Source organism: Rikenella sp., assembly GCF_056799795.1.
Map to the genome: position 1 here is coordinate 57,612 of NZ_JBQIQO010000009.1, position 10,839 is coordinate 68,450.

Here is a 10,839-nt window from a genome sequence, read left to right on the forward strand (position 1 = left end):
GTATTAATTTCCCGTAAAATGCGGGCTATCATGAAACGATTTCTTATCCTCTGTTTTTTTCTGACGCTCGGACTCGTCGCGCGGGGCCAGCGCGTGGGGGTCGTGCTGAGCGGCGGCGGAGCCAAGGGTTTGTACCACGTGGGGATACTCAAAGCTCTGGAAGAGAACAACATCCCGATCGACTACATCTCGGGGGCATCGATGGGGGCGATCGTCGGCGGGATGTACGCGGCAGGCTATTCGCCGGACGAGATGATCCGTTTTTTCATCACCGACAGCGTCCAACGCTGGTTGTCCGCCAAGAGCACCGACCTCGACAACAACTACTACTTCAAGAAGTTCGAGCCGACACCGACCATGATGTCGGTGCGCTTCGACCCCAAAGCGCCGAAGAAAGCGGCCCTCCAGCTCCCCACGAACCTGGTTTCGCCTTACCTGTTGGATCTGGCGTTTATCCGGATGCTCTACCCGGCTTCGGGAGCGGCCGGCAACGACTTCGACAGCCTGATGGTGCCTTTCCGGTGCAACGCGTCGAACGTGTTCGAAAAAGAGTCCGTCGTCTTCGACCGGGGGAGCCTGCCGTTCGCGATCCGGGCCTCGATGACCATTCCGCTGGTCTTCAAACCGCTCTCCCAGGACAGCGTGGTACTGTTCGACGGCGGACTCTACAACAACTATCCGTGGCAACCGCTCGACTCGGCTTTCCACCCGGATATCCTGATCGGCGGCATCTGCTCGTCGAACTACGAAGCTCCGACGGCCGACAATGTCGTCGAACAGATGAGCGTCATGGCGACGGGAAAAACCGACTACTCGCTGCGCGACAGCCTCGATATCGAGATCCGCCGCAAATTCAAAGAGGTGGGGGTGCTGGACTACGACAAAGCCAGCTACATCATGGCCCGGGGATACGAGGACGCCATGCGCCAGATGCCGCTGATTCGCGAACGGATCGCTCGCCGGGTGTCGGACGAGGAGATCGCGGCCAAACGCGCGGCCTTCCGGTCGAAGATCAAACCGCTGATTTTCGACGAAGTACAAATCGAGGGACTGACTCCGAAACAGACGCAATACGTCTACCGGCAGTTGGGCGTGCGGCCGAACCAGATTTTCGACCTGGCCTACTTCGAGCGCAAATACATGCAGATTTTGGCCGGAGGTATCTTTTCGGGAGACTTCCCGGAGGTGACCTACAACCCGGAGACGGGATTTTTCCGCATGAAACTCAAGTTGCAGACACAGGCGAGCCTCCGGTTCTCGTTAGGGGGGAACATCTCGTCCACGGCGCTGAACCAGGGTTTCGCGGCGCTGAACTACCAGACGGTGGGACGCAATGTCTCGACTTACGGCATTCAGGGATTCTTCGGCACTTTCTACAACTCGGTGATGGTGGGAGGTCGGCACGACATCTATACGAACTTTCCGTTTTTCGTCAATTACAGCTACTCGTACGAAGATTTCGACTATCAGGCGAACCACATGAGTCGCTACTATCGCAACCGGGACTGGCGTTACCGGACGCGACACGCCAACACATTTGTGACGACGCTGGCCATTCCGATGCCGATGGTCGAAAACGCGGCTTTCCGCACCCATCTGGCGCTGGGGGTGACGGAGGATTACTATTTCCAGCAGGTGTTCACCAATATAGAGAAGCCGGACCAAAGCCGGTTCACCTATGCGACGCTCTCGGCAGAGGTGCAGCAGCGTTCGATGAACCGGACGCTCTATCCGAACCTCGGAAAGGAGCATGTCTTGCAGCTGCGCTTTACGGAGGGGCTGGAAAATTTCCAGCCGGGTCTCTCCGGCGAGGTGCCGACGCCGCTCCGGAGACACAACCGGAATTGGGTCGAGCTACGCTACCGCTACGAACAGTATTTCCCGTTTTCCAAATGGTTTACGTTCGGAATTCTGGGCGAGGCGACCTTCTCGAACCACCCGGAGTTCGAAAATCCTCTGGCGACGGCATTTTCGTTGCCGGCTTTTCAACCGATTCCGCTCATGCGGACGATGTTCATGCCGGAATACCGCTCGCGTTCATACATCGGCGCGGGGGTGATTCCGGTTTTCAATATCGTCAATAACCTCTATATCAAATCGTACGCGTTTGCGTTCGTCCCGCAGGAGGTGGTGTACGACCACGGATGGACGGGGGGCGAGTTTTGGAATCGGCTGCAACACCGTTCGGAGTTCGTTTTCGGCGGTTCGCTGGTCTATCAGACGTTTATCGGGCCGGCGTCGCTGACGCTCAACAAGTACAGCACGGGGCGAAAAAACTGGCAGCTGGTCTTCAATTTCGGCTACACGCTCTTTTCGTCGCACCGTTTCTGACGGGTCTGTCGTCTCTGTCGGTTTCTCTCCCGCCCCGGGCTTCCGCGGCAGCGCCTCGGGCGCGCTGAGCTACGTCGGCGACTATGGTTACAGCTGGGCTTCTACGGCCAGTGGGATCAGCGGGATGTACTTGCACTTCTATGCGACAGAACTCAGCCCCAGCCACTCGGCGAACCGTGCCTACGGTCTTCAGTTGCGTTGCCTCTCGGAATAAACGGGCCGCGGGCCCGCGGTGGGCAATGGGCTGGAACTACCCTACTAACAACCGGCAGCCTCTACCCAATCACCACACAGCAAACCCGACCAGTATATAAACCAAAACGGGTGGCACAAAGCCACCCGTTATCCATAGATTTAAAAATCAACTCCATCTACACCGTCATAATCTCTTTCTCCTTCACCGCCAACACCTCATCGATCCGTTTCGAGAAACCGTCCACGATCTTCTGCACCTCATCCTCACCATCCTTCGCCACATCCTCCGGCAGACCGTCCGCCTTGATCGCCTTCTTAATCGCCTCGATCGCATCGCGGCGTACCCCCCGCAATGCCACCCGACACGTCTCCGCCTCCGCTTTGATCTGCTTCATCAGCTCCTTCCGACGCTCCTCCGTCAACGGCGGCACGTTGAGCCGAATCGTCTCCCCGTTATTCGACGGCGTCATCCCCAGATTGGAATTGATAATCGCCTTTTCGATCGGTGCCAGCAGATTCTTGTCCCACGGCTGAACCAGAATCGTCCGCGCATCCGGCACCGTCACGCTGGCCACCTGATTGACCGGCATCTGCGCCCCGTACGACTCCACCATCACCCCGTTCAGCACATTCGGACTCGCCTTGCCCGCCTTGATCGACGCGATTTCCGATTCGAAATGTGCGAAAGCCTTGTCCATACGCGGCATCGCCGCGTCGATGATTGCTCTTTTCTGTCCCATATTTTTTCGATCTTATTTATTTTCCAAATTAATTATGCACGAGCGTCCCCACCTCCGCCAAAGCGCCGTCCGCCGCCAACACCCGCTCCAGATTGTCCGGCGTATCCATGTCGAAAACGATAATCGGCAGCCGGTTCTCCATACACATCGTAAATGCCGTCAGGTCCATCACCTTGAGACGCTTTTCGATCACCTCCGCAAACGAAATCCGGTCATACTTCACCGCCGCCGGATCCTTCTCCGGATCCGCCGTATAGACCCCGTCGACCCTCGTGCCCTTGAGCAGCACATCCGCCTCGATCTCCACCCCGCGCAACGCCGAAGCCGTATCGGTCGTAAAGAACGGGTTGCCCGTTCCGCCCCCGATAATCACCACATACCCCTCGCGCATCAGCTCCAGCGCCCGGAACTTGGAGTAAATTCCCGCCCCCACCGGCCCCATCGGAATCGAAGTCAGCACACAGGCCCGTCCGCCCGCATTCTCGATCGCCGACTGCAAAGCCAGCGAGTTAATCACCGTCGCCAGCATCCCCATCTGATCTCCCCGCACCCGGTCGAACCCTTTACCGACGCCCGTCATTCCGCGGAAAATATTCCCGCCTCCGATCACGATCCCGACCTCTACTCCCGCCTCCGCCACCGCCCGAATTTGAGCGGCATACGAAGCCAGCACCTCCGGATCCAATCCGTATCCCTGTTTCCCCTGAAGCGATTCACCGCTGAGTTTCAGCAATATTCTTTTGTATTTCGCCATCTTTCCGAAAAGATTAAATCGTACCGTTTATTCCCCGCCCTCTGCGTTCAGAAACTCGATGAGCCGCGCCGTCGCCCGTCCGCGATGGCTGATCCGGTTTTTCAGTTCCGGCGCCATCTCGGCAAAAGTCACCGCATACCCCTCCGGCTGGAAAACCGGGTCGTAGCCGAACCCCTCCGTGCCGCTCTTTTCGAGCGTGATCTCGCCGTTCACAATCCCCTCGAAGAGGTGCTCCTCGCCGTTCCGAATCAGCGCGATCACCGTCCGGAATCGCGCCCGTCGATTCTGCTGTCCCTCCAGCCGCCTGAGCAGCAAAGCCATATTATCCGCCGAGGCATGCCTCTCGCCCGCACCGTTCACCGCCGCATAGCGCGCCGAGAAGACGCCCGGCTCGCCTCCCAGCGCCTCGACCTCCAGCCCCGTATCGTCCGCAAAGCAGTCCAGCCCCGTCCGCTCATGAATATACCGGGCCTTCTGCAACGCATTTCCCTCCAGCGTCGCCGCATCCTCCGGAATCTCTTCCGTCACGCCGTGATCCGCCGGAATCGACACCTCGGCCCGATCGCCGAGAATCGCCTGTATCTCTTTCAATTTGTTCCGATTGCCCGTAGCAAAGATGATTTTCATGTCCGAATCCGAGTTCTACGAGGCGAATTTAACGAAAATTTACTACATTGCCGCTTTAACAAAACCGAAATCACGTGAAACACCTTTCAGAATGGGGCCTTTTGATGGCCGCCGCGGCCGCCATGCCACTCTCCGGAACAGCACGGGGGAGAAAAGCAACCCCTGCGCCGATCGACACCGTCGCACGACGCCTGCCGAACATCGTTTTCGTCCTGACCGACGACCTCGGCATCGGCGACATCGGTGCTTACGGGCAGCGCACCATTCCGACCCCGCACATCGACTCGCTGGCACGTGCCGGGATGCAGTTCATGCAACACTACGCCGGTTCGACCGTCTCGGCGCCGAGCCGCGCCGTGCTGCTGACCGGCAAACACACGGGGCACGCAGGGGTTCGGGGTAACGACGGTCGAAAGTTGGAGGACGGCACGACGTACGACTACTCGCTGCCTGCTGAAGAGGTGACCGTGGCCGAGGTGCTCAAATCGAAAGGCTACGCTACCGGGATCACCGGGAAATGGGGCCTTGGAGGCTATCCGGAAGAGGGGGGCGTAGGGAACCAGGGTTTCGACTACTTCTACGGCCACCAGGCACAGGTGGACGCACACCACTATTATCCGAAAAAGCTCTACGAAAACGGCCGGAAAATCGAGCTCGACGGCACGCAATATTCCGACGAACTGACAACGCAGCACGCCCTGTCGTTCATCGACCGGAGCGTGGCGGCAGGCAAACCGTTCTTCCTCGAATTCGCCACGACGCTGCCGCACGCCGAGCTGGTGCTGCCGGCGGAGGAGATGAAACCGTTCGAGGGCAAGTTTCAGGAAACGCCGTTCAAGGGCGACTGGTACGGAGCACAGGCACAGCCGCGGGCGGCTTTCGCGGCGATGGTGAAGCGCATCGACGACAACGTAGGCAGACTGGTCGCCAAGCTGCGCGAAACGGGGCAGCTCGACAACACGATTTTCATCTTCAGCTCCGATAACGGGACGCACATCGAGGGGGGACACGACCCGAACTATTTCAACAGCAACTCACTGTTCCGAGGCACGAAACGCGACCTTTACGAGGGTGGGATCCGGACGCCGTTCATCGTGGTGTGGCCGGGACACATCGCTCCGGGGAGCGTGAGCTACCACGTTTCAGCGTTCTGGGACTTCCTGCCGACGGTCTGCGACATCGTGGATGCGGAGGTGCCGAAAGGGGTGGACGGCATCTCGATGTTGCCGGAATGGACGGGCGAGGGTGAACAGCCGAAACACGACCACCTCTATTTCGAATTCCATGAGGAGGGGGGCAAACAGGCGGTGATCCGCGACAACTGGAAACTGATTCGGCTGAATGCCAAACAATTGTCCGGCGACCCGTCGAAGGTGCGATACGAGCTTTACAACCTGTCGCGCGATCCGAAAGAGCTGCGCAACGTGGCTTCGGAGTATCCGGGCAAGGTGCTGGAGTTGCAACGGCTCATGGACAAGGGGCGGACGCAGTCGAAGAATCCGGCGTGGAACTTCTGACAAAGTCCTCTTCCGGCACACGGACAAAGATTAAGGACTACGGAGCCTAAGGAGGAACGGAGCTATCATGAAAGTTTTCTTACAAGAAAGCGGCAGTTCCAGCCGGAACAAAGCTCGACCGCGCGCGATTGTTAGAGTAGGGAATCATTCAAACGCGTGGTTCGCGTTTGAATAAGATTTCCGCCAGCGCGCGGACAAAGAACGGGGGGTAGAGGCTGCCAATAAAACACTCTGTGGGTGCGCCCCGGGCTTCCGCGACTCGGGCTATGGAGAGTTGGGAGTGCTGCACGACGTCGGCCACGACGGATACAGCTGGTCTTCCGCCACGGGCGGCATTCACGGCCTGGACTTGACGTTCCGGGCGCAGTACCTCTACTATAGCACCGCGCACACTCGCGGCCACGGTTTTCAGTTGCGTTGCCTCTCGGAATAAACGAAACGATGCTCGTTACAACCGCCTATTTAGGAAACATCCAATACTTCGGCAAGCTCGCACAAGGCGCGCGGATCGAAGCCCACGAGAATTTCCAGAAACAGACCTACCGCAACCGGGCCGAAGTGATGACCGCCGCCGGCGTGCGGACGCTGACCGTACCCGTCGTTTGGGATCACCGGGCCAAAATGCCCATCCGCGAAGTGCGGATCGACTACACCCTGCCCTGGCAGCGCGAACACTGGCGCACGCTGCGGGCGGCCTATGCGGCGGCGCCCTATTTCGACCACTATGCCGAAAAACTCGCCCCGTTTTACGACGAGCGAAACTACCGCCCCGAACGCCTCTTTGACCTGAACGGCGACCTGACACGCCTGTTGCTGGGGCTGCTCGGCCTGCCGGAGACCTTGCTGTTTACGGAAGATTACACCGCACCCGTGCCTCTCGACACGGCAGCCGAAGCGGGGGATTTTCGGGAGATCATTTCGCACAAACCGCGCCTCCGGCGTCCCGACCCGACATTCGCGGCGCCGGAGTATTATCAGGTCTTCGCCGACCGGCTCCCGTTCGCACCGAACCTGTCGGTCGTCGACCTCCTCTTCTGCGAAGGGCCGCAGGCCGGACAGGCCGTTCGGGCAAGCATTCACACCGCACACTAAACCCAAACAACACCTCAAAACCCTACCGATGAAATCCATTTTTGCCCTGCTCGGAGCCGCGCTGATGCTCAGTTCATGCAGCCAGACCCTGAAGCTGGCCGACAAAGGCCGGAGCGACTACCGCATCGTGGTGGCCGCCGATGCCGACAGCCTCACCCGGCTCGCCGCCGAGCGTTTCCAAGGTTATTTCCGGCAAATTTCGCAAGCCGAACTCCCCATCGTAACCGACTCCGGAACGACTGCCGACGACCACACGATCGTCTTCAGCACCGACACCTCGAAACACACCGATCTGGGGAACGACGGTTTTGTGATCTTCACGGACGGCAACCGCATCAACATTCAGGGCGGCACCTCGCGCGGCACCCTGAACGGGATGTACACCCTGCTGGACGACTACCTCGGTTGCCGGAAATACTCGGCCACGGTCGAAGTCATTCCGCAGCAGGGGAAAGTGACCGTACCCAAGCGAATTTACGACCGGCAGGTGCCGGTGATCACCTTCCGCGACACCCATTACCGCGGGACGAACGATCAAGGGTATATTGACTGGCACAAGCTGAGCCACGACTCGACGGGCGGAAAGCCCGACTGGGGTTTCTGGTGCCACAGTTTCGGGCAGCTGCTGCCGGCGGATCCCTATTTCAAGACTCATCCGGAGTATTTTGCGCTGGTGAGCGGCCAGCGGGCCACGACGCAGCCCTGCCTGTCGAACCCGGCGGTACTGGAGATCATGTGCGACAATCTGGCCAAGGCGATGGCCGCCAAGCCGGAGGCAAAGTATTGGTCGGTGAGCTCGAACGACAACTTCGGCTACTGCCAGTGTGCGCTGTGCGCCGAGGTCGACTCCATCGAGGGGAGCCCGACGGGCAGCGTGATCCGCTTTGTGAACGCCGTGGCCGAGCGGTTCCCGGACAAGGTGATTTCGACGCTGGCCTACCAGTATTCGCGGGCCGCGCCGAAGGTGACCAAGCCGCGCGAGAATGTGAACATCATGTTCTGCAACATCGAGTGCAACCGCAGCCAACCGATCGCCACGGATTCGACCAGTGCCTCGTTCCGGCGCGACATGGAGGAGTGGGCCAAGCTCACGGACAATATTCTGGTGTGGGACTATGTGATCCAGTTCAAGAATCTGGTCAGCCCGTTCCCCAATTTCCATACGTTGCAGCCGAATATCCAATATTTTGTGGATAACCACGTGGTGGCGATGTTCGAGCAGGGGAATCGCGAGGTGGGCGGCGAGTTCGCCGACCTGCGGGCTTATCTGATCTCGAAACTGCTGTGGAATCCGGCTGCCGACGCCGACTCGTTGATGAACGACTTCCTGAACGGCTACTACGGCCTGGCGGGAGGGCATATCAAGGAGTATATCAACCTGATTACAAAAAATTTGGAACAGAGCGGCAAACCGCTTTCGATTTTCGGCGCACCGACCGACGGGGCGGACAGCTACCTGTCGCCGGAGAATCTGGCGATCTACGAGGGTTGTTTCGAGCGAGCCGAGGCAGCAGTGACGAACCAGCCTGAGTTCCTGAAACGGGTAAAAATTGCGCGCCAGCCGCTTCGGTATGCGGAACTGGAGCAGACCAAGCTCGACCCGTACGGGCCGAACGGTATCTATGTACAAGCGACGGACAGTGTGTGGGAAACGAATCCGGAATACACGCAAAAACTGGAAGATTTCATCGCGCTGTGCAAGCAGGAGGGGGTGACGCGCCTTTCGGAGTGGCACACGACGCCGGACGAGTATCTCGATATGATGCGCAAAATTTCGATCGTGCGGCAGGACGGGAACCTGAGTTTCGAGAAACCGGTCGCTCTCTCGCCTGCACCGCATCCGAAATACGACCGCTCGGCGGACAAGGTGCTGACCAACGGCATCCACGGCAGCAACGATTACAAGATCCAGTGGCTGGGTTGGGACGTGCCTCGTTTCGAGGCGGTGGTGGACTTGGGGTCGGAGCAGGAGATCGCCCGGGTGACGGCGACTTACTTGCAGGTGCTGACGGACTGGATTTTCTTCCCGAAACAGGTGACGTTCTACGTTTCTTCGGATGGGAAAGAATATACGCAGGTGGGTATGGAGGCGCAGCCGGAGGTCAATCGGGCGGTGGCGATCGGCTCGCGCGATTTTTCGAGCGCGGTCGGCCGCAAGGGACGTTATGTGAAGGTGGTGACGGACGGCGTGGGGATTTGTCCGCCTTGGCATTTGGGGGCAGGCAAAAAGGCTTTTGCGTTTATGGATGAAATCGTGGTAGAGTAATCGGCCACATCGCACGGAGGCGGAAACTGGCGTTTTTCAGCCTCCCTTTCCGAGACCCGCCCGGTGGTATCTTTCTCACGGATACGCCGGGCGGTTTTTGTTACAATTCCCCGGACAAACTCGCATCGGAGTGTCGTTCGACATCCCGCCCCGGGCTTCCGCGACGCAGGCAATTATGGGCGATTGGGCGATCTGGCGAACGTCGGCGGCAGCGGGTACAGTTGGTCGTCCACGATCAGCAGCACCAATGGCATGAACTTACGTCTAGGCGTGACGTGGCTCTATTCCAGCAGCGCGGACTACCGCGCTTACAGTTTTCAGTTGCGTTGCCTCTCGGAATAAACGCCGCGGGCCCGCGGTGGGCAAAGGGCCGGGTCTACCCTAAAAATAAGGACAGCCTCTACCCGAAAGCTACCCCAAACAACTGGCCGCCCTACCCCATTTGCACTCTGCGGTTCGTAGAACCGCGCGGGCCGGAGCCACCCCAAGCGTAGGCCTGCAACGTCGCGAGGCTCGTTTCCGGCCACGCTGGCTCCGACCCGTGTCATTCACTCTTGTAGGAAGTGGGTCGGACGCCCGGGAGGTGCTGTTGTGGGATAGAGGCGGCCAGTAAAAGACGCTGTGCGTCCCGCCCGTGGGCAGGCGTCCGACCCGCGCGACTCTGCGAGTCGCAGGCGCAAAGCACCCATTCACCGCTTCAATTCTGTCGGGTTCGGGCTGCGGCGTCCGGCCCGGGCTTCAAAGATGCCCCGCCGCAGGCCCGGCGGTTCTAAGAACCGCAAGAGCAACACCTCTTTGCTATGAGGTTCGTGCTCGGCGCGCCCCCCACGCGCCGCTAATGCGTCGCTCTCGCCGAGCACGGCGATTCCTATAGGAATCACGCTATTCGCTCTCAGTCTATAGCAGTCCGCCGCGTGGGGTGGCGGCGAACTGCGCGACTCTTTAGGGTCGCAGAAGCACAACCCAAAGCTCGCCTCAATTCTTTACGTGTTCGGCCTTGTTGGCCATTCACGGCCCCTATTATGTGAAGTTTGTTTTCGGCCGCAGTCAGCGGAGTCCAAATACGAAGCGTAAGCGGAGTATTTCAGCCCTCCGCATCCGGGGGCTGCGGGCCGACCGTTAACACGGGGACTTAGCTATTCGCTCTCAGCCCAAAGCATGACCAACAAGTTCAGCCCAACCCACCGCCCCCAGTCCAAGCCTCATGCTCGGCTTGGCGCGGCGGGAAAACCGTTTTCGGTTTTCCCGCCTGAAGAACAGGCGCAGCCCAAAGTTCGCCCCAGTTCTCGGCCCTGTGTCAGCCCCACTGCGGCTCCG

The 10,839-nt window shown here is 59.3% G+C and carries 9 protein-coding genes; 6 read left to right on the forward strand and 3 right to left on the reverse strand.

Annotated features, from left to right (window positions below; all coding sequences use genetic code 11):
- Positions 1 to 30 precede the first annotated feature (30 nt).
- On the forward strand, positions 31 to 2,331 hold the full coding sequence (locus ACTO3O_RS03955) for a patatin-like phospholipase family protein (RefSeq protein WP_297626565.1): 2,301 nt from the start codon (positions 31 to 33) through the stop codon (positions 2,329 to 2,331).
- A gap of 371 nt (positions 2,332 to 2,702) precedes the next feature.
- Here the strand turns inward: ACTO3O_RS03955 and frr are convergent, their stop codons facing one another.
- Genes frr through rdgB form a run of 3 tightly spaced genes read right to left on the reverse strand, consistent with a single transcriptional unit; the run spans position 2,703 to position 4,647 of the window.
- Positions 2,703 to 3,266 (reverse strand): ribosome recycling factor, encoded by a 564-nt coding sequence (frr, locus tag ACTO3O_RS03960; RefSeq protein ID WP_294592504.1) that lies wholly within the window; start codon positions 3,264 to 3,266, stop codon positions 2,703 to 2,705.
- A gap of 28 nt (positions 3,267 to 3,294) precedes the next feature.
- Complete coding sequence (gene pyrH / locus ACTO3O_RS03965) at positions 3,295 to 4,020, reverse strand: UMP kinase (protein ID WP_297829706.1); 726 nt, start codon at positions 4,018 to 4,020, stop codon at positions 3,295 to 3,297.
- Positions 4,021 to 4,047: 27 nt separating this feature from the next.
- The gene (gene rdgB, locus ACTO3O_RS03970) at positions 4,048 to 4,647 is read right to left on the reverse strand and encodes an RdgB/HAM1 family non-canonical purine NTP pyrophosphatase (RefSeq protein WP_297829704.1); all 600 of its coding nucleotides are present in this window, start codon (positions 4,645 to 4,647) and stop codon (positions 4,048 to 4,050) included.
- A gap of 74 nt (positions 4,648 to 4,721) precedes the next feature.
- On the opposite strand from rdgB, the gene ACTO3O_RS03975 reads away from it, so the two are divergent.
- The 5 genes from ACTO3O_RS03975 to ACTO3O_RS03995 all read left to right on the forward strand — a co-directional run bounded on the left by ACTO3O_RS03975 (position 4,722) and on the right by ACTO3O_RS03995 (position 9,864).
- Entirely contained in the window at positions 4,722 to 6,164 is a 1,443-nt protein-coding gene (locus tag ACTO3O_RS03975) for an arylsulfatase (RefSeq protein WP_297829702.1), read from the forward strand.
- Between the two features lie 274 nt (positions 6,165 to 6,438).
- Entirely contained in the window at positions 6,439 to 6,597 is a 159-nt protein-coding gene (locus ACTO3O_RS03980; RefSeq protein ID WP_298080646.1) for a hypothetical protein, read from the forward strand.
- Positions 6,598 to 6,605: 8 nt separating this feature from the next.
- Positions 6,606 to 7,256 (forward strand): WbqC family protein, encoded by a 651-nt coding sequence (locus tag ACTO3O_RS03985; RefSeq protein ID WP_297626552.1) that lies wholly within the window; start codon positions 6,606 to 6,608, stop codon positions 7,254 to 7,256.
- 28 nt (positions 7,257 to 7,284) lie between these two features.
- Complete coding sequence (locus tag ACTO3O_RS03990) at positions 7,285 to 9,522, forward strand: glycoside hydrolase family 20 protein (protein WP_297829698.1); 2,238 nt, start codon at positions 7,285 to 7,287, stop codon at positions 9,520 to 9,522.
- A gap of 183 nt (positions 9,523 to 9,705) precedes the next feature.
- Complete coding sequence (locus ACTO3O_RS03995) at positions 9,706 to 9,864, forward strand: hypothetical protein (protein ID WP_297829696.1); 159 nt, start codon at positions 9,706 to 9,708, stop codon at positions 9,862 to 9,864.
- The last annotated feature ends 975 nt before the right edge of the window (positions 9,865 to 10,839 follow it).

Coding starts and splice junctions, on each gene's coding strand:
- ACTO3O_RS03955 (WP_297626565.1), top strand. CDS start 31: ATGAAACGATTTCTTATCCTCTGTTTTTTTCTGACGCTCGGACTCGTC.
- frr (WP_294592504.1), bottom strand. CDS start 3,266: ATGGGACAGAAAAGAGCAATCATCGACGCGGCGATGCCGCGTATGGAC.
- pyrH (WP_297829706.1), bottom strand. CDS start 4,020: ATGGCGAAATACAAAAGAATATTGCTGAAACTCAGCGGTGAATCGCTT.
- rdgB (WP_297829704.1), bottom strand. CDS start 4,647: ATGAAAATCATCTTTGCTACGGGCAATCGGAACAAATTGAAAGAGATA.
- ACTO3O_RS03985 (WP_297626552.1), top strand. CDS start 6,606: ATGCTCGTTACAACCGCCTATTTAGGAAACATCCAATACTTCGGCAAG.
- ACTO3O_RS03990 (WP_297829698.1), top strand. CDS start 7,285: ATGAAATCCATTTTTGCCCTGCTCGGAGCCGCGCTGATGCTCAGTTCA.